The organism is Escherichia sp. KTE96 (assembly GCF_000408525.1).
In the GTDB taxonomy this organism is placed as follows: Bacteria; Pseudomonadota; Gammaproteobacteria; order Enterobacterales; family Enterobacteriaceae; genus Escherichia; species Escherichia marmotae.
Genome location: NZ_KE137149.1, coordinates 2,795,350 through 2,821,502, shown reverse-complemented (window position 1 = coordinate 2,821,502; position 26,153 = coordinate 2,795,350). Strand labels below are relative to the sequence as shown.

The following is a 26,153-nucleotide window of genomic DNA, read 5'->3' as shown; positions in this document are numbered from 1 at the left end:
ACTTTACCAGCAACACCTCCGCCCCCAGTAGCACTGGCTGCTGGGGTGCGTTTTATTCATAAAGCAAGGCTGTATGAGCGAGAAATTAAAGATAGTCTATCGCCCATTACAAGAATTGTCACCGTATGCGCACAACGCCAGGACGCACAGCCCTGAGCAGGTGGCACAACTGGTAGAAAGTATTAAGCAATTCGGCTGGACTAATCCGGTGCTGATTGACGAAAAGGGCGAAATTATTGCGGGTCACGGTCGTGTTATGGCGGCTGAAATGCTCAAAATGGATTCTGTTCCGGTCATTGTTCTGTCTGGCCTGACGGATGAGCAGAAAAAGGCGTACCGCCTGGCAGATAATCGCCTGCCGATGAATGCTGGCTGGGATGAAGATCTGTTGCGGATGGAGCTGTCGGACCTAATCAATGCTGATTTTGATGTCTCCCTGACAGGCTTCATCCCGACAGAAATTGATGAACTGTTGACGGATGTTTTGCCCGGTACAGGAAATGAGGAGGAGCCGTATACGACGAAAATTGATACGCCTGTTTATGAGCCGTCGGGCGGTAAACCGGATATCAGTGAACTGTACGACGATACGAAAACGCAGGAGCTGATCAGCCGGATACGTTCGGCGTCCCTTGAGCCTGATATTGAGAAATTCCTCCTGTGTGCGGCAGAACGTCACACGGTGTTTAATTTCAGCAGAATTGCGGACTATTACGCTCACGCCCCCGCTGAAATTCAGTGTTTTTTCGAGGAGTCGGCGCTGGTGATCATTGATTATCAGCAGGCTATTGAAAATGGATTTGTCCGGATGACGCAGCGCATGGTGGAGATCATGCATGGTGGTGAGGAGGAGGAATATGCGTGATGATTTTTGCGCCTTTATTCTGACTCACGGGCGACCGGACAAAGTTCTGACTTACCGGACGTTGCGTCGTGCTGGCTATACCGGGAAAATTTTTATCGTTGTTGATGATGAAGATAAGACACGGCATCAGTACATGGCTGAATTTGGTGAACAGGTGCTGGTGTTTTCCAAAGCCGATATCGCCAGTCGTTTTGACGAAGCCGATAATTTCTGTGACCGCCGCTCAATTTTTTACGCCCGTAATGCCTGTTTCGACCTGGCAAAACTGGTCGGGTGTAAATACTTCATTCAGCTCGATGATGATTATCACGAGTTCCAGTTTCGGGTGGATCGCAACTATGACCAGGCCTATTTTCCGATAAGGAAACTGGATGCGATCCTTTCTGAAATGCTGGCGTACTACGAATCAATACCTGCTCTTTCCATCGCTATGTCGCAGGGCGGGGATTTTCTTGGTGACAATGGCGGCCATGCTTCGTGGGTGAAACGCAAGGCAATGAACAGCTTTATCTGTTCGGTTGATCGACCGTTCTCATTCATGGGGCGCATTAACGAGGATGTGAATACGTACACGAATCTCGGTCGCTGTGGTGAATTGTTTATGACGATCGGTGCTGTCCAGTTAGGGCAGAAACAGACGCAGAAAAACAGCGGCGGAATGACCGAGCTGTATCTGGATTCCGGAACCTACGTTAAAAGTTTTTACTCCGTCATGTATGCGCCGTCGTGCGTAAAAATTTCACTGATGGGTGCCAGCCATAAACGCATTCACCATCAGGTCACCTGGAACAACGCTGCAGTAAAAATCCTTCACGAAAAATACAGGAAGAAGACACCCTGCATATCAATGGGGGTGACAAATGATTCCGTATTCGAAAGTCGAGTCTCTGGCAGCGTGCCGGATGACTGCACAACAAATCGCTGACGTTCTGGATGTTGATCTGAACCGACTGAAAGAAAATCGGGAAGCAATGACAGATTTTTATGCGGCCATCCGTAAGGGCAGAGCGAAAGGTGAAGCCGAGTTACGAGCGGCATTGTTTAAGCTTGCCAGAAAAGGGGATGCCTTTGCTCTGCGCGAACTACTCAGGGTGGATAAAAATCAGGACTAACTGATGAGCAGACCGGACTGGGGGGCGTTGCAGCAGGAGTATATTGCTGAATACACCCGCTCCGGTATATCTCCGGTGGCATGGTGTGAAGCAAGGGGACTGAATTACGCAACAGCCCGTCGTTACATCAAAAAAACTCCGAAAAATGCGCAGACAGAAATGCGCAAAACTGCGCAAAAAAGTGCGCAGAAAAAATCTGCGCAGACTGCACAAAAGCGGAACGAAAAATCTCAGGAAAAAAAGCCAGTATTCGATGCGGGCCTGAATGAGGGCGACGCGGAGGAATTTTCGTTCTGTCCCGATGAATTCGGCATTTCTGACCAGCAGGCTAAGTTTGCGATGCTTGTTGCTCAGGGTAAAAAGCCGACAGAGGCGTACCGACTAGCCGGTTATGAGGGGCAAGGTGCGACAGCTAACAGCAACGCTAGTCGTATGCTTAGAAATGCCAGGGTTTTTCGCGCTATCAGCTACTTCCGCAATCAGTACCAGAAACGCTATACCGCAGACCTGGATTTACTAGTGAGTCAGTTGATGGCCATTGTCCTGGCCGACCCCAATCAGCTTGCACAATTTCGCCGTGTTAACTGCCGTTATTGCTGGGGCGAGAATCATCTCTACCAGTGGCGCGATATAGCAGAATTCGACAAGGCAGCGGCGCAGGCTTCCAGAGATGGCAAACCCGAACCGGAATATGGAGGCCTCGGCTTTGTTGATAACGCCATACCTAATCCGGACTGCCCGAAGTGCTGCGGTGAGGGAACGGGACAGCTTTATATGGCTGATACCACTCTGCTTGATGGGGATGCGCGGCAATTATATGCAGGGGCAAAATTCGGAAAATTCGGCGTTGAGATCCTGCTGGAGGATAAGGCTGCCGCCCGGCGTGAATTGTTGCGTTTGCTTTCTGCTGGCGGGGCTTTATGTGCAGATAAGCGGCTACAGGAACTGGAAATTGAACGGCGCAGAATGGAAAACCAGAAGCTGCGCAAAGAGATCGAAACGGTGGAAGATAATGAACATCCCCAGCCTGTGGCGATCAATATTAATGTGGTTGATGCCAGAGTAAGGAGTGATGAAGATGATCTCTCCGACGCTTAATGTGCCTCAGGCGCGATTTCTTTCAATGCCCCATAAATTTAAAGCCTATATTGCTGGTTTTGGCTCGGGCAAAACATGGGTTGGGTGTGGCGGCATATGCAAGGGGATTTGGGAGCATCCAGGTATAAATCAGGGATATTTTGCGCCAACGTATCCCCAAATTCGCGATATTTTTTACCCTACAGTGGAAGAAGTTGCTGCTGACTGGGGATTGAACGTAAAAATTAATGAGGGAAATAAAGAGGTTCACTTTTATTACGGACGCCAGTATCGGGGAACCACTATCTGCAGATCGATGGAGAAGCCACAAACGATCGTCGGTTTCAAAATTGGTAATGCGTTGGTGGATGAACTGGACATTTTGCCGAAGGAAAAAGCCAGAACGGCGTGGCGCAAGATAATTGCGCGTATGCGTTATAAGATTGATGGACTTCGCAACGGTATTGACGTTACAACCACGCCGGAAGGATTCAAATTTGTCTACGAGCAGTTTGTTAAAGCCGTGCGTGAAAAAACAGAGCTGGCCTCACTGTATGGTCTGGTGCAGGCATCTACTTTCGATAATGAAAAGAACCTGCCAGCAGATTACATTCCTTCGCTTCTTGAATCATACCCTCCAGAGCTGATTAAAGCCTATCTGCGAGGACAGTTTACTAACCTGACAAGTGGTACTGTTTACCATCAGTTTGACCGGAAACTGAATAATTGCGAAGAAGTGGAGCAGCCAGGGGAGCCGATTTATATTGGGATGGATTTTAACGTTGGAAAGATGGCGGGAATCGTCCATGTGCTGCGTTTGGGGCTTCCATGTGCGGTAACTGAAATCATCAATGCCTACGATACGCCGGATATGATCCGCATCATTAAAGAACGCTTCTGGCCGTATGACGGGCATGATTACCGGAAAGTGAGGGAGATTTATATTTATCCAGATGCTTCCGGAGATTCCAGAAAATCAAGTAACGCAAGTACGACGGATATAGCCCAGCTTAAGCAGGCAGGTTTTAACGTTGTGGTGAACAGCTCGAACCCGCCAGTAAAAGATCGCGTTAACTCAATGAATGCAATGTTCTGCAATGCCAATGGTGAGCGTCGCTATAAAGTTAATGTGAAGCGTTGTCCGGTATATGCCGAATCTCTGGAGCAACAGGTCTGGGATGATAAGGGGGAGCCTGATAAAAAATCTGGCAATGATCACCCGAATGATGCCGGAGGTTATTTCATCGTTAAGCAATTCCCTATTGTCAAACCGACCGGAAGAGTCACATCACTTCGGATTTAATTATGGCTGATATATCAACACCCAACCTCGACTATAACGATATGCTGGAGGCGTGGGATATTAACGACGCATTGATGGGCGGTACGCTTGAAATGCGCAGGCAGGGGGAAAATTATCTCCCCAAATGGCCTAATGAAGATGAAGACGCTTATAAAAAACGCCTGTCTGTGGCTACGCTACTTCCTGTGTATGAAGAAAGCATCAAACAAAATATTGGGCGAATATTTGCAGAGCCGACAGTATTGAGTGAGGAAACGCCGGAAAAAATCAGGGAATATGCAGAAAATATCGACATGGAGGGGAGCCGACTGGATGTGTGGGCGCAGCAATTTTTCAGTCTCGCATTTCAGTATGGTGTGGCACATGCGCTGGTGGACTATCCACGAACGGATATGAACGAGATTCGGACAAAAGCCGATGAAAACGCGGCCGGTGGTCGCCCGTACGTTACGATGCTGAATCCACGCCAGGTTATTGGATGGAAATCGAAAGTTGAAAAAGGGAAAGTTGTTCTCACTGATTTGCGTATAAAAGAGGTCATCATTATTGATGGTGATGATTTCGGGCAGAAGAAGGTGGAGCAGATCCGCCATATTATGCCCCGTCGAGTAGAAATTTATCGACGCAGCGAAGGTACTAATGGCGAATCTGTCTGGATGCTTCATGAGTCATGGAATACCAGCCGTGATGATATTCCTCTGGTAACACTGTATACGAAGAAAACAGGGTTTATGCGTGGTACACCGCCATTGCTTAATCTTGGCTTGCTGAATATCAAGCACTGGCAAAGCCAGAGCGAGCAGGACAATATTCTTCATGTTGCCCGCGTTCCATTGCTGGTGGCCTACGGGCTGGACAGGAATGAAGAACTGACGGTTGGTGCATCCACCGCTACGATTTTTGAGGACAGAACAAAAAATGGCCTCGAATATGTTGAACATAGTGGCGCAGCGATAGAATCTGGCGAAACATCACTTGAGAAGCTGGAAAATCAGATGCGTCATGCCGGCGCTAAACTTCTGCGGGCTGAAAATACATCCACCAAATCTGTTGATCAGACTAATGAAGAGCGGATGCAGGAACACTCGCCGCTTTATACAATGGCGAACTCCCTCGAAGATGCCCTCGATAATATTCTCCAGATAATGGCGGAATGGAGCGGAGAGAGTTGCGGTGGCAATGTGGATGTGCGCACTGAACTGGATGTATCTGCCCAGGTGTTTGACTCATCCTCCGCGCTGGCTGTTCAGTCATTGCGTCAGGGCGGTGATATACGTCAGATTGATGCGGTTCGGGTGTTGCAGGCGTTGAAATTTATCGATCAGGATTCCCGTCCAGAGGAAGTGATCGATGAATTAAAAAATCAGAGTGTAATGCTGATGGAAATCAATGATGCAAACCGTGAATGAACGGCTGCGTGATGAATCAATTGCTCATGCAGTCTGGATATCCCGCTATAGCACTGGTGTGGCTGCCAGAATGGTGAAAATACTGAATGACAGCGATGCGGAGCTTACAGCTCGCCTGCTGGTAGCACTGGACAGCCTCGATCCTGGTAGTTTTACCGTTACGCGCCTGGAGTCACTTCTGGCGAGTGTCAGAGAGGTTAACCGCGCTGCTATTAACAGCATGTTTACCAGTCTCTCCGGAGAGCTGAACGAGCTGGCAATTTATGAGGCTGGTTATCAGTTAAGTCTGTTTGATTCTCTGCTACCTGATTTTGTTGCTGATGTTCACCCTCTGGTTGGTATATCTTCTGATGCACTTTACGCCGCTGCAATGGCGCGACCATTCCAGGGACGACTGCTCAGTGAGTGGGCCTTGGATCTTGAGGCGGATCGGCTCAGACGCATAACAAATACGGTGCGTCAGGGTTTTTTGCTGGGGGATACCAATGAGCAGATCGCAAGAAAAATTCGGGGACATGTCAGCAAGGGATTTCAGGATGGTGCATTGCAGATGAGCCGGGCTAATGCGGCCAGCATTGCAAAAACAGCGGTTGGACATCTTGCTGCTACTGCCCGTGAGAGTTTTGCCAGCGCGAATAATGATTTGATTAAGGGTAAGCAATGGTTATCAACGCTTGATAATCGTACTACGCCACAATGTCGAATCAGGGATCGCCTCAAATATACGCTGGATAATAAACCTGTAGGTCACAGTGTGCCTTATTTGCATGGGCCGGGAAAAATTCATTTCTGCTGCCGCTCAACGGAAACGTTCATTCTGAAATCAGCGAAGGAACTGGGTATTGATGTTCGTGATATTTCCCCGGCTGAGCGGGCCAGCATGGATGGCGTGGTGGCCGGAGATACAACCTACAGGGAATGGTTTTTGCGTCAGCCTTACACCAGACAAAAACAGATTGTGGGGGAAACCCGGGCAAAGCTGATTCGGGATGGCGGTATGTCGCCAGATGAATTTTACACCGATAAAGGCGAATGGCTGACGCTGAAGCAACTCCGTGAGCGTGATGCACAGGTATTCAGAAAAGCAGGGATTTAAATAAATCATTTATTACAACAGGCTACCTTCGGGTGGCCTTTTTTATTGCTGCGATCCGGATGGTGAGCAGCGTAACTGTCGGAAGACTTAAACCAGGTACTAATATGAAACTGAAAACGGTCGAGATTAACGGAAAACAATACGCAGAAATTGATACTGCTGGCCTGCCAGTTTATGTGCACGACGATGGTAAAGAAATCGGCTTCGATGCACCGCTGGCGATAAAAAAAATTACAGAGCTTAATGGCGAGGCAAAAAATCATCGCCTGGCTAAAGAAGCTGCAGAGGAAAAACTGGCTAAGTTTGCCGCTATCGAAGACCCGAAGAAGGCGATCGAGGCACTGGAAATGCTGTCAAAAATCGACCAGAAAAAGCTGATCGATGCGGGACAGGTTGACCAGGTTAAGGCAGAAATTACGAAAAATTTTCAGCAGCAATTAGATGAAGAAAAGCAACGCTCTCAGATGCTGGAGACGCAGCTTTACGATTCTATGATTGGCGGTAGTTTTGCGGGTTCAAAATATATTGCCGATAAAATTGCGATCCCGGCAGATTTATTACAAGCCCGCTTCGGGCAGGCATTCAAAGTGGAAGAAGGGAAGATCGTTGCTTATGACGCTTCCGGCAACAAAATTTATTCCCGCGCGAAGCCTGGCGAACTGGCGCAGTTTGATGAGGCGCTGGAGTTCCTCGTCGAAAATTACCCTCAGAAAGACTACATCCTGAAAGCCAGTGGCAACAATGGCGGCGGATCCCGTCCGACACAGCATGATATTGGTCAGAAAACGATGAAACGCTCTGCTTTTGATGCACTGGATGTTGCAGGTAAGCAAAACGCATTGAAAGACGGTATCACAATTGTTGATTAACACATTTGTCAGCTTCCGGATGGGAGCTGGTGTCAGGGCTGGATAGCTCATTACTCCATCTATTCACAATTACGCAAATTTTTAAGGAATATTTAATTATGGCTGGAAATACCCTGACCGGGTTGATCCCGACTATTTATACCGCCCTGGATATTGTATCCCGTGAGCAGGTAGGTTTTATCCCTGCGGTAGCAAAAAACGCAAAAGCTGACGCCGCAGCAAAAGATCAGACGGTAACCGCGCCAGTTGCGCCTGAGGCGAAAACCGAAGATATCGTACCGGGGCCGTCAGCTCCGAATACCGGTGATCAAAATATTGGCACTGTTGATGTGAAAATTACTAAATCCAAAATGGCACCGGTTAAATGGAATGGTGAAGAACAACTGGCTCTTGGCCCTTCAGGGACTTACAACACCATTCTGGCTGATCAGTTTAAGCAGGCTTTTCGCGCCCTTGCAAACGAGGTTGAGGCTGATCTTGGTGCGTTGTATTTCGGTGCTTCCCGCGCCGTGGGAACCGCAGGGACAACGCCGTTTGGTGTTAAAGATGATCTTTCTGATGCTGCTCTGGCTCGTCAGGTTCTGGAGGATAACGGCGCACCGACAACCGATCTGCAGATGGTGCTTGGCTCCAGTGCCATTGCTAATTTGCGCGGAAAACAGTCTGTACTGTTTAAAGTGAATGAATCCGGCACTGAACAGCTACTGCGTGAGGGCGTGTTGGGGCGTCTGGAGGGATTCAATATTCACAGTTCGGCAGGTGTAAAACGAGCGCCAAAGGTTGCTGCAACTGGTTATCTCGTGAATGGCGAGAAAAAAGAAGGCGATGTTCTTATTTCCATTGATACTGGTTCGGGGAGTATTTCTGCAGGTCAGATTGTTACGTTCGCTGGCGATCCGAATCAGTATGTTGTGGCAGCAGCGACCAGCAATCTGATTACTCTTGCAGCGCCCGGACTGCGTCAGGATCTGGCCGATGATACTGCAATCACAGTTGTTGGCTCCTTTACTGCAAATATGGCGTTTGATCGCAACGCGTTTCTGCTGGCATCCCGTACTCCGGCAATGCCGGAAGGTGGCGATAATGCTGATGATGTAATGAATGTTACGGACCCGATTTCAGGGATTACGTTCCAGATTGCACTGTATCGTCAGTATCGCCAGGTGCGCTATGAAGTTGGACTGGCATGGGGTGTTTCATCAGTGAAGCCGGCACATGGTTGTCTGATTCTTGGTTAAACATTCAAACGGGGCTTCGGCCCCATTTTTAATGGAGGGCATATGGCCGGATTAACTAAAGAGCAAAGAGCACAGCGTGAAGCCGCACAAAAAACGCAAATTGAGTTAGTGGTTATGGTGACCGATTATCAGATGTTTCCCGGCGCACCAACTATCGCTAATGTTCATCCTGATGAAGTTGACAACTGGAAGGCTATGGGCTGGAAAACTCAGGAGTAACACATGATCACTTACGTGACCTGTGATGACGTTGATAATGCGTTTGGGAACGCCTGGACGAGTGAGAACGCTAAAAATAAAGCTGTTTTAATGGCTAATGCCTGGCTTAATGGCTTCAACCTGAAAATTAACCCATCCCGTATTCCGGAAGAGGTAAAACTTGCGGGAGCATATGCAGCCAGAATTGCCTCATTCGGTAAGTTGTTTCAGCAGAAAAATGATTCTGGCGTTGTTATCAGTAAAGCCGTGTCGGCTGACGGGGTCAGTGTATCGAAATCATTTGCTGAGTTGCCATCAAACAGCACTGTATTGCTTGAACCCGATTTACAGCTTGCGATAGCACTGCTGAAACCGTACGGACTTAGTCGCTCACAAGTCAGGGTTGTGAGGGGGGGATAATGGGGCTTCGTGAAGAGATTCAGTCAGAGGTTGCCGCTGCTTTTGATGAGGATTTAGCGGACGCCGTGAGTGATTTTTCTGGTTCTTACGTTACGCACCGGCACTGGGATCCTGTGACGGAAACTGGCGGCGAATCCACCGCAATCTATACCGGGCGAGGCGTGTTGACACGTTATAAGCTGGGCAGAATTGATGGGATTAATATTTTGCATGGTGACCTTAAATTAACCGCTCTGGTATGCGAGGTTACGGATAAACCCGCTGTCGACCATATTATTGAGATTTATGATCCTGTATTAAGGCAGTTACAACGATACGAGGTAATTACAGCGAGTGTAGATCCTTCCGCATCAGTTTACTCTATCCAGTTAAGGAGAGCGTAAATGGCAAAGGCATGGGATATAGAACCGTCAATATTTGCCGGGATGATTGAGGAAGATGTGGGGCTGAAAATTCGCTACATCGCTATGCAGATTCTTACTGCTATTGATATTGCTGCTCCGGTTGATACCGGACGTTTCAGAAATAACAACCTGGTGTCGTTACAGCATCCCGATTTTGGTATATCTGATAACGTGGATCCGAACGGTACGATTGCGGTTCAGCGTGGGATCGGGGTTATTTCGAAAGCTGCAAATTACGGAGTTATTTATATCCAGAATAACCTTCCTTATGCAGAGGCTCTTGAAAACGGTCATTCACAACAAGCGCCAACTGGCGTGTATGCCAACGCTTTTCATGGTGTTTTACAGGCTTACAAATGACATTTACTGAAATCAGAAATACGGTTATTTCCAGAATGACGGCACAGACGATTATTGATGGAAAAGACGTATTGTATCCGAACGCGCCAACGTTCGATCCTTCCGGTAAGTTAATCTGGGCGCGGTTAAGTAATATTCCCGGGCAGGCTGGAGTTAATGAAATTGGCGCGGGGCCGATTGTTTATCGCACGGGGATAATCATTATTCAGTTATTTGTCCCCGCAGGTTCTGGTTCAAAACTCATTACTGAGACAGCCGATAAATTGCGGGGACTGTTTGAGTTTCAGGATGACGATCGTCTCAGTTACCAGGCTGTTTCCTCAATAGCCGTTGGCGAAAAGAATGGCTGGTTCCAGCTTAATCTTCAAATTCCATATCGCGCGCTCTAGCGCAATTAATGACATAGGAGGCTCCTGTGAGTTCAGGTGCAAAGGTTATCTCGGCATTTATCCGGGAGACGGTTGCAGGCACTACGCCAGCAAGTGGTGACTGGAGTTTATTAAAACGCACAAGCTGGGGAGTAAAACCCACCCAGAATAAAGGCGAAAATAATGAGATTGGTGGCTCCCGGATGGCTCAGGGGGCGACGCCTGGCACTGTGGATGTCGGCGGTGATGTTGGTACCAAATTTCGCTGGGGTCAACATGATGATTTTCTTGCATCCTGTTTCGGCGCGGAATGGTCAGGCGATTCTCTGACAATGGGGAATGAGCGAATAACATTTTCTCTGGCGACCTATGCGTCCGATGTCGGAATTGCCTCTGTCGTCAGAGGAGCGCAGGTTGGCTCATGGAAAATGCAGATCCCTAACGACGGCGATATTACAGCGACCGTAACCTTTGCCGGACTGGACTGGGAATCAAAGGCCGATGATACGAATTTTATCAAAGGCGAACCTGTGGATAGTGCAGGAAAGCTACGTTATTCGTTTAAGGAGGTTTCAGCAGTAAGCCTGAATGGTGTTGCCGGAGGTAACGGTTTTTGTATCGACAGTTTTGATATTCAGTTCGATAACAAACTCCAGACACAGCGTTGTATCGGGACTGGCTCGCCTTATGCAGGAGCAAATATTCCGACTACTTTTACACCGTCCGGTACGGTGACGCTTTCATGGTCTAAAGCCGCGTGGGAAATCTGGAGTAAAACACTGACTGGAGAAACAGTTCCGTTCAGCTTCACGCTTTCGAATGGAGAGGGGGCATACACTTTCAGTTTCCCGAAGGTTCAGGTGTCAGGTGAATGGCCTGATGGGGGTAATAGCGACATTATCCAGGTTCAATTGAGCATTACCGCAGCAGATGAAGCACCTACGATAACCAGAAAAAAAAATTCCCCGGCTGCCGTGATCGCAAAAGCCAGTGCTGAGGCGATTAGTTGATTTTCCGTTATTCCTCCTGTGGTACTGCCCTACAGGGGGACGCATTGAATGAGGTTATGGATGTTTATTCTTAATCAGAAAATTATCATTGGTGGAGAACGCTGGTTTACGCCAATGAAGGACTTAAAACCTGTAGACGGGTTAAAACTGTTGGTGGCAAGCAGCGATAACGATCAGTATCGCTCCCGTAATGCATTAATCCGTCGCCACATTGAGAAAATGGATGCCAGTTTGCACGTCGGAACGAAGGAGTTTGATATTTCAAAGGTTTCCGAGGTGGATTCTGTTGATGATTTACTCATTGATAATGCCGCTCGTTATCTGCTGAAAGACTGGAAAGGGGTTGGTGAACTGGTTAATGGTGTTGAGGTTGCACTGGAATATACGGCAGAACGAGGGATCGCGCTGCTTAAGCAGAATCCAGAGTTGTACTGGCAGATCCTTGCAGAAGCAGCCAGCATCGCCCAGGGTAAAGAGCAGCAGAAGCAGGATACGATAAAAAAGCCATAGCTGCCCAGCGGTGGTTATCGGAGTTCGGGGGAGAAAGGGGGGAAAAGGCAAGATGGAAGCGAGAAAAACTCAGGTTGCCACCGATACCGGAACCAGAAATAGACCCGGTGCTTAAGGAGTTGTTGTACGCCTATTCGGTAATATCCCGTGCCCGACGTTATGCTGGAATGGCTGGGGTGCCTTTGCCTTTATCTCTGACAGAGATAAATGAATATTTAGCCACTCATCCGGTATTGATTGAGCGCGATGAATTTGAAGCAGTGATCTTTGCACTGGATGACCAGTATTTTCAGGAGCAGTGTGTGTAGTTGTTAATTACGTACACTCTGTTACAGAGATGTGATGGTGTCTTTAATTAAATCGATGATGCTCCTGGAGAAAAGCATTGCGTGGCCTCGTAATCGCTATATCTACTATTATGTCGCCTGAAACCCACTTCGCGGTGGGTTTTTTGTTGTCAGGAGTTTTAATAAATGGCAGAGCAAACCTCGCGTCTCGCAATAATTATTGATAGCACTGGAGCGAAAAATAATGCTGACAATCTGACCTCCTCATTAGTCAAAATGACGCAGGCTGGGGAAACTGCTGCAAATAGCGCAGGGAAAGTGACTAAGGCAACAGAAGATGAGAAGAACGCGCTCGCAAAATTAAAAGCAGCTATTGATCCAGTTGGTGCCGCAATTGATACTGTCGGTCGACGCTATTCTGAATTAAAGAAATTTTTCGATAAAGGGCTTATTGATAAAGAAGAATATGAATTTCTTGTCCGTAAACTTAATGAAACCACAGAGGAATTGAGCGGGGTTGCGCAAGCGCAGAGAGAAGCCGAGAAGGCCGAAAAACTTGCTGCCGCCCAGCAGGAAGCGCAGGCTCAGGCCTTTCAAAGAATGCTGGACAAGATCGACCCTCTGGCTGCGGCGCTAAGAAATCTTGAACAACAGCATGATGAACTTAATGCTGCGTTTGCATCCGGGAAAATAAATGGTTCTCAGTTTGAGAATTATAGCCGAAAAATACAGGAAACACGGCGAGAGCTTACCGGAGAGGCTCAGGCAGAGCGAGAAGCAGCAAAAGCGCATGATGAACAGGTTGTTGCTTTGCAACGTCTGATTGCTCAACTTGATCCTGTCGGAACTGCTTTTAATCGTCTGGTAGAACAACAGAAACAGCTCAATGAAGCAAAAGCTAAGGGGATGCTTTCTCCTGAAATGTATGAGGAGCTTTCTGGAAAACTTCGTGCTATGCGGAGTGAGCTTGAGGTTACTCAATCACAATTAAGCAAAACCGGAATGTCGGCAAAACAAACGGCTTTTGCTATGCGCATGTTGCCTGCACAAATGACGGATATTGTTGTTGGGTTGTCCACTGGTCAGTCGCCATTTATGGTGTTAATGCAGCAGGGCGGCCAGCTAAAAGATATGTTCGGTGGGATTGGCCCGGCGATCAAAGGTGTAGGTTCTTATGTGCTGGGATTAATTAATCCTTTTACCCTGGCCGCAGCAGCCGTTGGGGTCTTAGGACTGGCTTACTATAAAGGCTCTCAGGAGCAGGACGAATTTAATAAATCTCTTATTCTTACCGGAAATCAGTTGGGGACAACCAGCGGGCAATTGGGCGATATAGCTCAACGTGCCGGGAATGCGGCTGATTCGACAACTGGTGCTGCGGCGGCAGTATTAAATCAGCTTGTGCGTTCGGGAAAGGTAGCGAGCAGTTCGCTGGAGCAAGTGACGACAGCGATAGTAAAAACGAGCGAAGTAACAGGAATATCAACCGAACAACTGGTTAATGACTTCAATGAAATTGCAAAGGATCCTGTCAGTGCCATATCAAAACTTAATGATCAGTACCATTTTCTGACACTTGCGACTTATAACCAGATTAAGGCGCTACAGGATGAAGGGAACCAGCAGGAGGCCGCCCGCATTGCGACAGAAGAATACTCATCCTCAATGATCCAGCGCACCAACCAGATTAAAGAAAATCTTGGTTATCTTGAGACTGCATGGAAAGCTGTCGCAGACTCCGCAAAATGGGCATGGGATTCCATGCTGGATATTGGCCGTGAGGCCTCCCTTGATCAAAAAATCTCAGATGTTCTCCGTCAAATTGATGAAATAGAAAAAAATACCCGACCCGGAGTTTTCGGGTTAGGTGGCATTGGAGATGGCGGAGCTCAAAATAAAAGGCTGGCACGATTAAAGCAGCAATTGGGCGTACTTCAAGCAGAAAAAATTGCTCAGGACGTACTAAATTCATCAATAAACGATTACAACAAGCGACAACAGGAAGGAATTGAACTCAGACAGAGAGCAGATGCCTTTTCAAAACAATATCAGACCCGGGAGCAGCAGAGAGCTAGTGAACTTGCAAAACTGGAAAAGCTAAAGAATCAGTATTCAAAGGAAGAATATAATAATCTTATCGCTCAAATAAATGAGCGTTATAAAGATCCAAAGCAACCAAAGGCGAAAGGTTATTCTGATGATGCAGCCCAACGAATGATTGATCATCTGAATCAACAGAATGCGTTACTAAGTTCACAAGCTGAGTTGACCGTTAAATTAAGTTCCTCTGAACAGGAACTGGTTAAGTGGCGTCAGCGGATTGCCGACCTAGAGTCACGACCATCATCGAAATTAACCCAGGATCAGAAATCGCTTCTCTTACACCGGGAAGAAATAACCACGTTGATGGAGAAAAATGTTGCGATTGAAAAAAATAACAGGCTAATCAAGGAATCCGCCGAAATAACAGCATGGCGTGATTCATTGCAGGCTTCGATTGATAATCGTCAGCAGGGGTATGATATTCAGATTGCTGGTTATGGGGTTGGCGATAAAAATCAGCAACGCCAGCAGGAATTACTGCGGATTGAACATGGATATAACAATCAGCGTCTGCAACTTGAACGTGACTATGCAGATAAATCCCGTGGAATGTCAGATCATGTTTTTCAAGAGAAAATGCAGGCTCTGAATGATGCTCTGGAACGGGAAAAAGAAATTGTCAGACAGAAAAACGAGCAGCTCGATATTCAGGCAGGAGACTGGGTTAGTGGTGCCTCCCAGGGATTCAATAACTGGCTGGATGACACTAAGGATATCAGTGAGCAGATAAAATCAACCACGACTCAGATGTTTGATGGGATGACCGATGCGCTGGGTGATTTTGTCACGACAGGCAAGGCAAATTTTCGTTCTTTCGCTACTTCCGTGATTTCGGATCTTAGTCGAATAGCATTAAAGGCTTCAATTACTGGGATTTTCGACAGCATTAGTAACAGTTCTTCTGGGGGGATTTTAGGAACTATCGGGAGTGCTATTAGTAAATTTATTCCGAATGCAAAGGGCGGTGTTTATGAGTCTCCGTCATTGAGCACGTATTCGAACGGTATTTATGATTCCCCGCAATTTTTTGCTTTTGCAAAAGGGGCTGGTGTTTTTGGTGAGGCTGGACCGGAAGCCATTATGCCATTAACACGAACTTCCGATGGTTCTCTTGGTGTCAGAGCTATTAATAGTAAAAGTGGTAATGGAGGCGGAGATATTACCTATGCCCCTGTATACCAAATCACTATTCAAAATGACGGCCAGAATGGAGAGATTGGCCCTCAGGCAATAAAAGCACTTATGGGGATGGTTGATCAGCGGGTGCAGGGCAATCTGTTAAATATGCGACGTGATGGGGGAATGTTAAGTGGCTAATACGGAAGAATTTCACTGGTTACCAGAGGATGGAATGAAAACAGAAAATAAACCATCGATAAAAACTGTAAGATTTGGTGATGGTTATGAGCAACGAAGTCCAAATGGACTTAATCATTCTCTGCGCGTTTTCACCTGTGATTTCAAAGTTGAGGCGAATGAACGTGATTCATTTGAAAAATTTTTAGCCCGGCATGAAGGCTATAAATCTTTTTTTTGGCGCCCGCCGGGTATTAACAGAAAAATCAGAGTGGTGTGTCGAACGTGGTCAGCGACAGAACATATCACCTATACCGATTTTTCGTGTCAGTTTGACGAAGTGGTGATCTGATGCAGGACATACAACAGGAAACGCTGAATGAATGCATTCGTGCGGAGCAGTCGGCCAGCGTGGTGCTCTGGGAAATCGACCTGACCGAGGTAGGCGGGGATCGCTACTTTTTCTGCAATGAGCAGAACGAGAAAGGAGAGTCTGTCACCTGGCAGAGTCGGCAGTATCAGGCCTATCCCATTCAGGGGAGTGGATTTGAGATGAACGGCAAGGGCAGTGCTGCCCGTCCGACACTGACGGTTTCTAACCTGCACGGCATGGTCACGGGGATGGCGGAAGACCTGCAGAGTCTGGTCGGCGGAACGGTGGTCAGGCGTAAGGTTTACGCCCGTTTTCTGGATGCGGTGAACTTCGTCAACGGAAACAGCGACGCCGATCCGGAGCAGGAGGTGATCAGCCGCTGGCGCATCGAGCAGTGCAGCGAACTGAGTGCGGTCAGTGCCTCCTTTGTGTTGTCCACACCGACGGAAACGGATGGTGCCGTTTTTCCGGGGCGCATCATGCTGGCTAATACCTGCACCTGGACCTATCGCGGTGATGAGTGCGGTTATCACGGTCCGGCTGTCGCGGATGAATATGATCAGCCGACGTCCGATATCACGAAGGATAAATGCAGCAAATGCCTGAGTGGCTGTAAGTTCCGCAATAATGTCGGCAACTTTGGCGGCTTCCTTTCCATTAACAAACTTTCGCAGTAAATCCCATGACAGAGACAGAATCAGCGATTCTGGCGCACGCCCGGCGATGTGCGCCAGCGGAGTCGTGCGGCTTCGTGGTGAGAACGCCGGAAGGGGAAAGATATTTTCCCTGCGTGAATATCTCCGGTGAGCCGGAGGCGTATTTCCGGATGTCGCCGGAGGACTGGCTGCGGGCAGAGATGCAGGGTGAGATTGTGGCGCTGGTCCACAGCCACCCCGGTGGTCTGCCCTGGCTGAGTGAGGCCGACCGGCGGCTGCAGGTGCAGAGTGATTTGCCGTGGTGGCTGGTCTGCCGGGGGACGATTCATAAGTTCCGCTGTGTGCCGCATCTCACCGGGCGGCGCTTTGAACACGGGGTGACGGACTGTTACACGCTGTTCCGGGATGCTTATCATCTGGCGGGGATTGAGATGCCGGATTTTCATCGCGAGGATGACTGGTGGCGTCACGGTCAGAATCTCTATCTGGATAATCTGGAGGCCACAGGGCTGTATCAGGTGCCGTTGTCATCAGCACAACCGGGCGATGTGCTGCTGTGCTGTTTTGGTTCATCGGTGCCGAATCATGCCGCCATTTACTGTGGTGATGGCGAGCTGCTGCACCATATTCCTGAACAACTGAGCAAACGAGAGAGGTATACCGACAAATGGCAGCGACGCACACACTCCCTCTGGCGTCACCGGGCATGGCGCGCATCTGCCTTTACGGGGATTTACAACGATTTGGCCGCCGCATCGACCTTCGTGTGAAAACGGGGGCTGAAGCCATTCGGGCGCTGGCCACACAGCTCCCGGCGTTTCGTCAGAAACTGAGCGACGGCTGGTATCAGGTACGGATTGCCGGGCAGGATGTCAGCACGTCCGGATTAACGGCGCAGTTACATGAGACTCTGCCTGATGGCGCTGTGATTCATATTGTTCCCAGAGTCGCCGGGGCCAAGTCAGGTGGCGTATTCCAGATTGTCCTGGGGGCTGCCGCCATTGCCGGATCATTCTTTACCGCCGGAGCCACCCTTGCAGCATGGGGGGCAGCCATTGGGGCCGGTGGTATGACCGGCATCCTGTTTTCTCTCGGTGCCAGTATGGTGCTCGGTGGTGTGGCGCAGATGCTGGCACCGAAAGCCAGAACTCCCCGTACACAGACAACGGATAACGGTAAGCAGAACACCTATTTCTCCTCACTGGATAACATGGTTGCCCAGGGCAATGTTCTGCCTGTTCTGTACGGGGAAATGCGCGTGGGGTCACGCGTGGTTTCTCAGGAGATCAGCACGGCAGACGAAGGGGACGGTGGTCAGGTTGTGGTGATTGGTCGCTGATGCAAAATGTTTTATGTGAACCGCCTGCGGGCGGTTTTGTCATTTATGGAGCGTGACGAATGGGTAAAGGAAGCAGTAAGGGGCATACCCCGCGCGAAGCGAAGGACAACCTGAAGTCCACGCAACTGCTGAGTGTGATCGATGCCATCAGCGAAGGGCCGGTTGAAGGTCCGGTGGATGGATTAAAAAGCGTGCTGCTGAACAGTACGCCGGTGCTGGACACTGAGGGGAATACCAACATCTCCGGTGTCACGGTGGTGTTCCGGGCTGGTGAGCAGGAGCAGACTCCGCCGGAGGGATTTGAATCCTCCGGCTCCGAGACGGTGCTGGGTACGGAAGTGAAATACGACACGCCGATCACCCGCGCCATCACGTCGGCAAACATCGACCGACTGCGCTTTACCTTCGGTGTGCAGGCACTGGTGGAAACCACCTCAAAGGGGGATCGGAATCCGTCGGAAGTTCGCCTGCTGGTTCAGATACAGCGTAATGGTGGCTGGGTGACGGAAAAAGACATCACCATTAAGGGCAAAACCACCTCGCAGTATCTGGCCTCGGTGGTGGTGGATAACCTGCCGCCGCGCCCGTTTAATATCCGGATGCGCAGGATGACGCCGGACAGCACCACAGACCAGCTGCAGAACAAAACGCTCTGGTCGTCATACACCGAAATCATCGATGTGAAACAGTGCTACCCGAACACGGCACTGGTCGGCGTGCAGGTGGACTCGGAGCAGTTCGGCAGCCAGCAGGTGAGCCGTAATTATCATCTTCGCGGGCGCATTCTGCAGGTGCCGTCGAATTATAACCCGCAGACGCGGCAATACAGCGGTATCTGGGACGGAACGTTTAAGCCAGCATACAGCAACAACATGGCCTGGTGTCTGTGGGATATGCTGACCCATCCACGCTACGGCATGGGGAAACGTCTTGGTGCGGCGGATGTGGATAAATGGGCGCTGTATGTCATCGGCCAGTACTGCGACCAGTCGGTGCCGGACGGCTTTGGCGGCACGGAGCCGCGCATCACCTGTAATGCGTACCTGACCACACAGCGTAAGGCGTGGGATGTGCTCAGTGATTTCTGCTCGGCGATGCGCTGTATGCCGGTATGGAACGGGCAGACGCTGACGTTCGTGCAGGACCGGCCGTCGGATAAGGTGTGGACCTATAACCGCAGTAATGTGGTGATGCCGGATGATGGCGCGCCGTTCCGCTACAGTTTCAGCGCCCTGAAGGACCGCCATAATGCCGTTGAGGTGAACTGGATTGACCCGAACAACGGCTGGGAGACGGCGACAGAGCTTGTTGAAGATACGCAGGCCATTGCCCGTTATGGTCGTAATGTCACGAAGATGGATGCCTTTGGCTGTACCAGCCGGGGGCAGGCACACCGCGCCGGGCTGTGGCTGATTAAAACGGAGCTGCTGGAAACGCAGACCGTGGACTTCAGCGTGGGCGCAGAAGGGCTTCGCCATGTACCGGGCGATGTTATTGAAATCTGTGATGATGACTATGCCGGTATCAGCACCGGTGGTCGTGTGCTGGCGGTGAACAGCCAGACCCGGACGCTGACGCTCGACCGTGAAATCACGCTGCCATCCTCCGGTACCACGCTGATAAGCCTGGTTGACGGACAGGGGAATCCGGTCAGCGTGGAGGTTCAGTCCGTCACCGACGGCGTGAAGGTAAAAGTGAGCCGTGTTCCTGACGGTGTTGCTGAATACAGCGTATGGGGGCTGAAGCTGCCGACGCTGCGCCAGCGACTGTTCCGCTGCGTGAGTATCCGTGAGAACGACGACGGCACGTATGCCATCACCGCCGTGCAGCATGTGCCGGAAAAAGAGGCCATCGTGGATAACGGGGCGCACTTTGACGGCGAACAGAGTGGCACGGTGAACGGTGTCACGCCGCCAGCGGTGCAGCACCTGACCGCAGAAGTCACTGCAGACAGCGGGGAATATCAGGTGCTGGCGCGATGGGACACACCGAAGGTGGTGAAGGGCGTGAGCTTCCTGCTCCGTCTGACCGTAACAGCGGATGACGGCAGTGAGCGGCTGGTCAGCACGGCCCGGACGACGGAAACCACATACCGCTTCACGCAACTGGCGCTGGGGAACTACAGGCTGACAGTCCGGGCGGTAAATGCGTGGGGGCAGCAGGGAGATCCGGCGTCGGTATCGTTCCGGATTGCCGCACCGGCAGCACCGTCGAGGATTGAGCTGACGCCGGGCTATTTTCAGATAACCGCCACGCCGCATCTTGCGGTTTATGATCCGACGGTACAGTTTGAGTTCTGGTTCTCGGAAAAGCGGATTGCGGATATCAGGCAGGTTGAAACAAGCGCGCGTTATCTTGGTACGGCGCTGTACTGGATAGCCGCCAGTATCAATATCAAACCGGGCCATGATTATTACTTTTATATCCGCAGTGTGAATACTGTTGGCAAATCGGCATTCGTGGAGGCTGTCGGTCGGGCGAGCGATGATGCGGAAGGTTACCTGGATTTTTTCAAAGGCAAGATAATCGAATCCCATCTCGGCAAGGAGCTGCTGGAAAAAGTCGAGCTGACGGAGGATAACGCCAGCAGACTGGAGGAGTTTTCGAAAGAGTGGAAGGACGCCAACGATAAATGGAATGCCATGTGGGGCGTCAAAATTGAGCAGACCAAAGACGGCAAACATTATGTCGCGGGGCTTGGCCTCAGCATGGAGGATACGGAGGAAGGCAAACTGAGCCAGTTCCTGGTTGCCGCTAACCGTATCGCATTTATTGACCCGACAAACGGGAATGAAACGCCGATGTTTGTGGCGCAGGGCAACCAGATATTCATGAACGACGTGTTCCTGAAGTATCTGACGGCTCCCACCATTACCAGCGGCGGTAATCCTCCGGCATTTTCCCTGACACCGGACGGGCGGCTGACGGCGAGAAATGCTGATATCAGCGGTAACGTGAATGCGAACTCCGGGACGCTCAATAATGTCACGGTAAATGAAAACTGTACGATTAAGGGCATGCTGGAGGCGAACCAGGTCAGAGGTGACTTCGTTAAAACTGTATCCAAATCATTCCCGAAAAAGGCTGGTACGTGGGGTAACACGGAAACACCAAACGGGACGGTTACAGTCACCATTTACGATGATCATAACTTTGACCGCCAAATCATTATTCCGCCCATTATTTTTAACGGTGTGGCGTATGACGATCCGGGAAGTGGTAATAACCCGGGAGGTACAAGATACACGGGTTATGGTTTTGAAGTTCGCAAAAATGGCGTATTAATCGCATCCAGAGAAACTAAAGGAGCCATTCCCGGTAGTTACAGTGCGGTTATTGATATGCCGAGTGGTGGTGGTAACGTCACTCTGGAGTTTAAGATTTTCCAGAAAGGCAATCAGGGCGCAGGTAACATCACAGACTGTACGGTGATTGTGACCAAAAAAGCTGCTTCCGGTATCAGTATCCGTTGAAATATTTATAACCCCAATACGGGTGCCAGAAATGGCGCCTTTTTTATTTGTGGAGTGAGTATGGCAGTACAGATTTCAGGTGTGCTGAAAGATGGTGCGGGAAAACCAATACAGAACTGCACTATTCAACTGAAGGCAAAGCGTAACAGCACCACGGTACTGGTGAACACGGTGGCCTCTGAAAATCCGGATGAAGCCGGGCGTTACAGCATGGATGTTGAGTATGGCCAGTACAGCGTTATCCTGCTTGTTGAAGGTTTTCCGCCTTCACATGCCGGAACCATTACCGTCTATGAAGGTTCCAGACCAGGTACGCTGAATGATTTTCTCGGTGCCATGACGGAAGATGATGTCATGCCGGAGGCATTGCGTCGTTTTGAGGAAATGGTGGAAGAAGCGGCACGCAACGCTGAAGCCGCCTCTCAGAGCGCAGCGGCGGCAAAGAAATCCGAAACTGCAGCGGCATCATCGAAGAACGCGGCGAAAACCTCAGAAACGAATGCAGCTAACAGCGCACAGGCGGCAGCGGCCTCGCAGACTGCATCGGCAAACTCCGCAACAGCAGCTAAAAAATCAGAAACCAACGCGAAAAATAGCGAGACAGCCGCAAAGACGAGCGAAACCAACGCAAAGTCCAGCCAGACGGCAGCGAAGACCAGCGAAACGAATGCTAAAGCCAGTGAAACTGCGGCAAAAAACAGCCAGGTTGCAGCAGCCCAAAGCGAGAGCGCGGCAGCCGGTTCTGCGACTTCAGCAGCTGGATCAGCAACTGCTGCGGCTAACAGCCAGAAAGCTGCGAAGACGAGTGAAACTAACGCAAAGTCCAGCCAGACGGCAGCGAGGACCAGCGAAACGAATGCCAAAGCCAGTGAAACTGCGGCGAAAAGCAGTCAGGATGCAGCGGCCCAAAGCGAGAGTGCCGCAGCCAGTTCTGCAAGCGCGGCGGCTGCTTCTGCCACTGCATCAGCTAACAGTCAAAAAGCAGCAAAAACCAGTGAAACCAACGCAAAGGTGAGCGAAACAGCGGCTGCGAACTCAGCGAAAGCATCGGCAGCAAGCCAGACGGCAGCTAAAGCAAGCGAAGATGCAGCCAGAGAGTACGCAAGCCAGGCTGCGGAGCCGTATAAATATGTCTTACAGCCGCTGCCTGATGTGTGGATACCATTTAACGATTCGCTGGATATGATTACGGGCTTTTCGCCGTCATATAAAAAAATTGTTATTGGTGACGATGAAATAACGATGCCTAGCGACAAGATTGTTAAGTTTAAACGTGCATCGAAAGCAACCTATATTAACAAATCTGGTGTGCTGACAGAGGCTGCCATTGACGAGCCACGATTTGAACGTGATGGCCTGCTTATTGAGGGGCAAAGAACAAACTACATGCTCAATTCGGAAAGCCCTGCCAGTTGGGGGCGATCGTCAAATATGGATGTGCCCGAAACAGGGACGGATAATTTTGGTTTTACCTATGGAAAGTTTGTCTGTAACGATTCTCTGATTGGGCAAACCTCAGCCATTAATATGGCATCAATTGCTGCAACAAAGTCAGTTGATGTCTCAGGCGATAATAAACACGTGACAACCTCATGTCGTTTTAAAACAGAACTGCAGGTAAGGTTGCGTATCCGGTTTGATAAATATGACGGTAGCGCAACAACTTTTCTTGGTGATGCGTATATTGATACACAAACGCTTGAAATTAATATGACAGGCGGTGCTGCCTCAAGAATTACAGCGAGAGTCAGAAAGGACGAAGCTACCGGATGGATTTTTGCAGAGGCAACAATTCAGGCAATTGATGGGGAGTTAAAAATAGGCTCTCAGATACAGTATTCTCCTAAGCAGAGCGGGGCAACCGTATCTGGTGACTATATTTATCTGGCCACCCCACAAGTAGAAGATGGGCCTTGTGTATCATCTTTTATTATATCAGGAGCGACGGCGGCGACCCGCGCAAGCGATATAGTTACAGTTCCAATTAAGAATAATCTTTATAATCTTCCTTTTACGGTTCTTTGTGAGGTACATAAGAACTGGTATAAAACGCCAAATGCAGCGCCACGTGTTTTTGATACCGGCGGTCATCAAACCGGAGCGGCTATTATTCTTGGCTTCGGTCGTTCAACAGATTACGACGGATTTCCTTATTGCGATATTGGAGGAGCTAACAGACGGGTAAACGAAAACGCATCGCTTGAAAAAATGGTTATGGGGATGCGTGTAAAGTCAGAGCAGTCTACGTGCTCAGTAAGTAACGGGCATATATCCAGCGAAACAAAAACCACATGGTCCTGTATTCAGAACACCGCAATTATCCGTATTGGAGGCCAGACTACAGCCGGGTTACGTCATTTATTTGGTCATGTCAGGAATTTCAGAATATGGCACAAGGCATTGACTGATGCTCAGGTGGGGGAGTCAATCTAATGAAAGATTTAACACTCAAATTTGCCGACAGGGCCGACTTTTCGGCCTTTATGGATAGCACTGGCTATTATGATGACGAGTCGATGCAGGATGATATTCTTATTGACGTGATAGGTAATGTGTACAAAGAAACCGGAGAACTGACTGAAGATGGCGAACCGGTATGTGTTAAGGAAGACGGATATTTTGTAAACGTGCGCATCATTAATGATTCGCAAATATCGTCATTATTCGATGAATACGTGGTTGCTGTTGAGCATCAACTTCGTGGCTGGATGTGAGGAAGAAAAATGGCTACATCGACAGTAATTCCTGATGACATCAAAACGCTAAAATCCGACGTTAGCAAATTAAAAAACGATCAAGGAAGCTACGCAACAAAATTATATGTAGACAGCAAAGATGAAATCGTTGGTGACTGGTCTGTTTCATGGTATCAGCAGGTATTGCCAACTAGCGGAGCTATATTTGGGAGAAAACTCCGCTCAACTCACAGGACGGCAGGTGTTGAGGATGCGTATTGCGAACTATACCTCAAAAAATGGATAGACAGTCCAGGTAACGCAATGGCGCGCCTTAACCTGAACGATAACGGGACAAACATTTGCTGGGACTTTACCAACCTTTATGGCGGTACGATGATTTTTCCCGGTGACAGCGGATACCTCAAAATGGGTAACTGCCTTATGTCATACAGCAAGCGTGGAAGTAACGCGCTTATTAAATTTGATTACACCGACACATTACAGATCAAATATGCCAATCATGGGTCAACCATGACATTAAACACACAGGGAACCGCTTATGCTGGTGTTACTGCTCAATTGTGGGGCAACTCCAGCCGTCCTGTTGTTTATGAAGTCGGTGTTGATGGTGGCGCTTATATGTTCTATGCGCAGAAAAATACCGATAACACCTATATGTTAAGCGTTAATGGTGCATGTCATGCCACCGCATTTAACCAGCATTCCGACCGGGATCTGAAAGACAACATTCAGGTGATCGATAATGCAACCGACCGCATCCGTAAAATGAACGGCTATACATACACGCTTAAAGAAAACGGTATGCCCTATGCTGGTGTCATTGCACAGGAAGCTCTGGAAGCAATCCCAGAAGTTGTAGGTTCCGCAATGAAATATCAGGACGGTGCGAGCGGATCGGAAGGTGAAGAAGGTGAACGTTATTACACAGTAGATTATTCTGGTGTTACTGGCTTGCTTGTTCAGGTAGCCAGAGAGTCAGACGACAGAATAACAGCACTGGAAGAAGAAAACGCAGAATTAAGACAAAGATTATCTGCAATTGAGGCGGCGCTTGCGTCTAAATAATATTAAGGGGCCGAGCGCCCCGTTTTATTGGGTAGGATGAAAATGGATATAACACCTTTCCTTCATGCGCTTTGTGCTGTGGCTGCGCAGCTACTGATTGGTCTTTTTACCGGGAACTGGGCTTACGGGGCGATAGCCGGTTGTACGTTCTTCATTGCGCGTGAACACACCCAGGCAGAATATCGCTGGATCGAAATGTTCGGGCATGGCAAGCGAATGAATATGCCGTGGTGGGGCGGTTTTGATACACGTGCATGGGATGTGGCAAGCCTGATGGATTTTGCTGTGTCGGTGGTGGCGTGTCTGCTGGTCTGGCTGTTGGTTAATCGTGGGTGAAAAAAGGTGAGCTGTATATGCAACGGAGGAAGAAACCCCGTTGCTGGAAGCCTGGAAAAAGTATCGGATGCTGCTGAACCGTGTTGATACATCAACTGCACCTGATATTGAGTGGCCTACGAACCCTGTCAGGGAGTAATCATTGGGATTATGCCGCAGAAACGTTGTATGCAATAACGTTCTGCGGTTGGCTGATGCACTTTCGAGAGTGCATGTATTGAATTATTTCCAGCTATTATCGATTTTACGTATTTTTTGCATGAGAGAATTTGTACCTCCTCCCAACA

The 26,153-nt window shown here is 49.2% G+C and carries 27 protein-coding genes and 1 pseudogene; all 28 read left to right on the top strand.

Annotated elements, in window-relative coordinates:
• Positions 1 to 73: 73 nt before the first annotated feature.
• Positions 74 to 865 (top strand): ParB/Srx family N-terminal domain-containing protein, encoded by a 792-nt coding sequence (locus A1WG_RS01500; RefSeq protein WP_001291093.1) that lies wholly within the window; start codon positions 74 to 76, stop codon positions 863 to 865.
• A complete protein-coding gene (locus A1WG_RS01505; protein WP_001204028.1) occupies positions 858 to 1,790 on the top strand; it encodes a GREB1-related protein in 933 nt (310 codons plus the stop codon). The genes A1WG_RS01500 and A1WG_RS01505 overlap by 8 nt, the downstream gene beginning before the upstream one ends.
• Positions 1,768 to 1,977: a hypothetical protein gene (locus A1WG_RS01510; RefSeq protein WP_000126788.1), complete on the top strand. Its 210-nt coding sequence runs from the start codon at positions 1,768 to 1,770 to the stop codon at positions 1,975 to 1,977. The genes A1WG_RS01505 and A1WG_RS01510 overlap by 23 nt, the downstream gene beginning before the upstream one ends.
• Before the next feature lie 3 nt (positions 1,978 to 1,980).
• On the top strand, positions 1,981 to 3,075 hold the full coding sequence (locus A1WG_RS01515; RefSeq protein ID WP_016242650.1) for a terminase small subunit: 1,095 nt from the start codon (positions 1,981 to 1,983) through the stop codon (positions 3,073 to 3,075).
• Positions 3,056 to 4,357 (top strand): terminase large subunit domain-containing protein, encoded by a 1,302-nt coding sequence (locus A1WG_RS01520; RefSeq protein ID WP_000625350.1) that lies wholly within the window; start codon positions 3,056 to 3,058, stop codon positions 4,355 to 4,357. Before A1WG_RS01515 ends, A1WG_RS01520 begins: the two co-directional genes overlap by 20 nt.
• Before the next feature lie 2 nt (positions 4,358 to 4,359).
• A complete protein-coding gene (locus A1WG_RS01525; protein WP_000763709.1) occupies positions 4,360 to 5,766 on the top strand; it encodes a DUF4055 domain-containing protein in 1,407 nt (468 codons plus the stop codon).
• The gene (locus tag A1WG_RS01530) at positions 5,750 to 6,862 is read left to right on the top strand and encodes a phage minor head protein (RefSeq protein WP_001317036.1); all 1,113 of its coding nucleotides are present in this window, start codon (positions 5,750 to 5,752) and stop codon (positions 6,860 to 6,862) included. Before A1WG_RS01525 ends, A1WG_RS01530 begins: the two co-directional genes overlap by 17 nt.
• A 104-nt stretch (positions 6,863 to 6,966) precedes the next feature.
• Complete coding sequence (locus A1WG_RS01535; RefSeq protein WP_000770037.1) at positions 6,967 to 7,731, top strand: DUF6651 domain-containing protein; 765 nt, start codon at positions 6,967 to 6,969, stop codon at positions 7,729 to 7,731.
• 98 nt (positions 7,732 to 7,829) lie between these two features.
• Positions 7,830 to 8,969 carry a major capsid protein gene (locus tag A1WG_RS01540; RefSeq protein ID WP_016242649.1) on the top strand — a complete coding sequence of 380 codons (1,140 nt, stop codon included), beginning with the start codon at positions 7,830 to 7,832 and terminating at the stop codon, positions 8,967 to 8,969.
• 42 nt (positions 8,970 to 9,011) lie between these two features.
• Positions 9,012 to 9,188, top strand: coding sequence for a hypothetical protein (locus A1WG_RS24920; RefSeq protein WP_000908084.1), 177 nt, complete (start codon positions 9,012 to 9,014; stop codon positions 9,186 to 9,188).
• Between the two features lie 3 nt (positions 9,189 to 9,191).
• Positions 9,192 to 9,587, top strand: coding sequence for a hypothetical protein (locus A1WG_RS01545; protein WP_000634212.1), 396 nt, complete (start codon positions 9,192 to 9,194; stop codon positions 9,585 to 9,587).
• On the top strand, positions 9,587 to 9,970 hold the full coding sequence (locus A1WG_RS01550; protein ID WP_000524259.1) for a hypothetical protein: 384 nt from the start codon (positions 9,587 to 9,589) through the stop codon (positions 9,968 to 9,970). Before A1WG_RS01545 ends, A1WG_RS01550 begins: the two co-directional genes overlap by 1 nt.
• On the top strand, positions 9,971 to 10,351 hold the full coding sequence (locus tag A1WG_RS01555; protein ID WP_001029819.1) for a hypothetical protein: 381 nt from the start codon (positions 9,971 to 9,973) through the stop codon (positions 10,349 to 10,351).
• A complete protein-coding gene (locus A1WG_RS01560; RefSeq protein WP_000144680.1) occupies positions 10,348 to 10,740 on the top strand; it encodes a phage tail terminator-like protein in 393 nt (130 codons plus the stop codon). The genes A1WG_RS01555 and A1WG_RS01560 overlap by 4 nt, the downstream gene beginning before the upstream one ends.
• Positions 10,741 to 10,766: 26 nt before the next feature.
• On the top strand, positions 10,767 to 11,729 hold the full coding sequence (locus tag A1WG_RS01565) for a phage tail tube protein (RefSeq protein ID WP_000094292.1): 963 nt from the start codon (positions 10,767 to 10,769) through the stop codon (positions 11,727 to 11,729).
• A 150-nt stretch (positions 11,730 to 11,879) separates the two neighbouring features.
• Positions 11,880 to 12,239, top strand: coding sequence for a protein YdaY (ydaY, locus tag A1WG_RS01570; RefSeq protein ID WP_012565075.1), 360 nt, complete (start codon positions 11,880 to 11,882; stop codon positions 12,237 to 12,239).
• A gap of 107 nt (positions 12,240 to 12,346) precedes the next feature.
• Complete coding sequence (locus A1WG_RS0122510; RefSeq protein WP_001755909.1) at positions 12,347 to 12,547, top strand: hypothetical protein; 201 nt, start codon at positions 12,347 to 12,349, stop codon at positions 12,545 to 12,547.
• A gap of 165 nt (positions 12,548 to 12,712) precedes the next feature.
• Positions 12,713 to 15,946, top strand: a complete 3,234-nt coding sequence (locus A1WG_RS01575; protein ID WP_016242648.1) for a phage tail tape measure protein — start codon at positions 12,713 to 12,715, stop codon at positions 15,944 to 15,946.
• On the top strand, positions 15,939 to 16,277 hold the full coding sequence (locus tag A1WG_RS01580) for a phage tail protein (protein ID WP_000024051.1): 339 nt from the start codon (positions 15,939 to 15,941) through the stop codon (positions 16,275 to 16,277). Before A1WG_RS01575 ends, A1WG_RS01580 begins: the two co-directional genes overlap by 8 nt.
• A complete protein-coding gene (locus tag A1WG_RS01585) occupies positions 16,277 to 16,975 on the top strand; it encodes a phage minor tail protein L (RefSeq protein ID WP_001152433.1) in 699 nt (232 codons plus the stop codon). The genes A1WG_RS01580 and A1WG_RS01585 overlap by 1 nt, the downstream gene beginning before the upstream one ends.
• Before the next feature lie 5 nt (positions 16,976 to 16,980).
• Positions 16,981 to 17,724 (top strand): C40 family peptidase, encoded by a 744-nt coding sequence (locus tag A1WG_RS01590; protein WP_024196610.1) that lies wholly within the window; start codon positions 16,981 to 16,983, stop codon positions 17,722 to 17,724.
• On the top strand, positions 17,721 to 18,293 hold the full coding sequence (locus tag A1WG_RS01595; RefSeq protein ID WP_000847641.1) for a tail assembly protein: 573 nt from the start codon (positions 17,721 to 17,723) through the stop codon (positions 18,291 to 18,293). The genes A1WG_RS01590 and A1WG_RS01595 overlap by 4 nt, the downstream gene beginning before the upstream one ends.
• A gap of 59 nt (positions 18,294 to 18,352) precedes the next feature.
• Positions 18,353 to 21,766, top strand: a complete 3,414-nt coding sequence (locus tag A1WG_RS01600; RefSeq protein ID WP_016242646.1) for a phage attachment tail tip protein J — start codon at positions 18,353 to 18,355, stop codon at positions 21,764 to 21,766.
• Between the two features lie 60 nt (positions 21,767 to 21,826).
• Positions 21,827 to 24,199, top strand: a complete 2,373-nt coding sequence (locus A1WG_RS01605; RefSeq protein WP_016242645.1) for a prophage tail fiber N-terminal domain-containing protein — start codon at positions 21,827 to 21,829, stop codon at positions 24,197 to 24,199.
• On the top strand, positions 24,199 to 24,480 hold the full coding sequence (locus tag A1WG_RS01610; protein ID WP_000654143.1) for a hypothetical protein: 282 nt from the start codon (positions 24,199 to 24,201) through the stop codon (positions 24,478 to 24,480). The genes A1WG_RS01605 and A1WG_RS01610 overlap by 1 nt, the downstream gene beginning before the upstream one ends.
• Before the next feature lie 9 nt (positions 24,481 to 24,489).
• Positions 24,490 to 25,530 (top strand): tail fiber domain-containing protein, encoded by a 1,041-nt coding sequence (locus A1WG_RS01615; RefSeq protein ID WP_001405874.1) that lies wholly within the window; start codon positions 24,490 to 24,492, stop codon positions 25,528 to 25,530.
• A gap of 42 nt (positions 25,531 to 25,572) precedes the next feature.
• Positions 25,573 to 25,866 (top strand): hypothetical protein, encoded by a 294-nt coding sequence (locus A1WG_RS01620; protein ID WP_016242644.1) that lies wholly within the window; start codon positions 25,573 to 25,575, stop codon positions 25,864 to 25,866.
• A gap of 19 nt (positions 25,867 to 25,885) precedes the next feature.
• Positions 25,886 to 26,005: pseudogene (locus A1WG_RS23950) on the top strand (tail fiber assembly protein); the annotation flags it as partial.
• Positions 26,006 to 26,153: the final 148 nt, after the last annotated feature.

Coding starts and splice junctions, on each gene's coding strand:
- A1WG_RS01525 (WP_000763709.1), top strand. CDS start 4,360: ATGGCTGATATATCAACACCCAACCTCGACTATAACGATATGCTGGAG.
- A1WG_RS01615 (WP_001405874.1), top strand. CDS start 24,490: ATGGCTACATCGACAGTAATTCCTGATGACATCAAAACGCTAAAATCC.
- A1WG_RS01540 (WP_016242649.1), top strand. CDS start 7,830: ATGGCTGGAAATACCCTGACCGGGTTGATCCCGACTATTTATACCGCC.
- A1WG_RS01575 (WP_016242648.1), top strand. CDS start 12,713: ATGGCAGAGCAAACCTCGCGTCTCGCAATAATTATTGATAGCACTGGA.
- A1WG_RS01505 (WP_001204028.1), top strand. CDS start 858: ATGCGTGATGATTTTTGCGCCTTTATTCTGACTCACGGGCGACCGGAC.
- A1WG_RS01600 (WP_016242646.1), top strand. CDS start 18,353: ATGGGTAAAGGAAGCAGTAAGGGGCATACCCCGCGCGAAGCGAAGGAC.
- A1WG_RS01535 (WP_000770037.1), top strand. CDS start 6,967: ATGAAACTGAAAACGGTCGAGATTAACGGAAAACAATACGCAGAAATT.
- A1WG_RS24920 (WP_000908084.1), top strand. CDS start 9,012: ATGGCCGGATTAACTAAAGAGCAAAGAGCACAGCGTGAAGCCGCACAA.
- A1WG_RS01515 (WP_016242650.1), top strand. CDS start 1,981: ATGAGCAGACCGGACTGGGGGGCGTTGCAGCAGGAGTATATTGCTGAA.
- A1WG_RS01585 (WP_001152433.1), top strand. CDS start 16,277: ATGCAGGACATACAACAGGAAACGCTGAATGAATGCATTCGTGCGGAG.
- A1WG_RS01520 (WP_000625350.1), top strand. CDS start 3,056: ATGATCTCTCCGACGCTTAATGTGCCTCAGGCGCGATTTCTTTCAATG.
- A1WG_RS01530 (WP_001317036.1), top strand. CDS start 5,750: ATGCAAACCGTGAATGAACGGCTGCGTGATGAATCAATTGCTCATGCA.
- A1WG_RS01545 (WP_000634212.1), top strand. CDS start 9,192: ATGATCACTTACGTGACCTGTGATGACGTTGATAATGCGTTTGGGAAC.
- A1WG_RS01590 (WP_024196610.1), top strand. CDS start 16,981: ATGACAGAGACAGAATCAGCGATTCTGGCGCACGCCCGGCGATGTGCG.
- A1WG_RS01555 (WP_001029819.1), top strand. CDS start 9,971: ATGGCAAAGGCATGGGATATAGAACCGTCAATATTTGCCGGGATGATT.
- A1WG_RS01500 (WP_001291093.1), top strand. CDS start 74: ATGAGCGAGAAATTAAAGATAGTCTATCGCCCATTACAAGAATTGTCA.
- A1WG_RS01605 (WP_016242645.1), top strand. CDS start 21,827: ATGGCAGTACAGATTTCAGGTGTGCTGAAAGATGGTGCGGGAAAACCA.
- A1WG_RS01550 (WP_000524259.1), top strand. CDS start 9,587: ATGGGGCTTCGTGAAGAGATTCAGTCAGAGGTTGCCGCTGCTTTTGAT.
- A1WG_RS01620 (WP_016242644.1), top strand. CDS start 25,573: ATGGATATAACACCTTTCCTTCATGCGCTTTGTGCTGTGGCTGCGCAG.
- A1WG_RS01610 (WP_000654143.1), top strand. CDS start 24,199: ATGAAAGATTTAACACTCAAATTTGCCGACAGGGCCGACTTTTCGGCC.
- A1WG_RS01510 (WP_000126788.1), top strand. CDS start 1,768: ATGACTGCACAACAAATCGCTGACGTTCTGGATGTTGATCTGAACCGA.
- A1WG_RS01560 (WP_000144680.1), top strand. CDS start 10,348: ATGACATTTACTGAAATCAGAAATACGGTTATTTCCAGAATGACGGCA.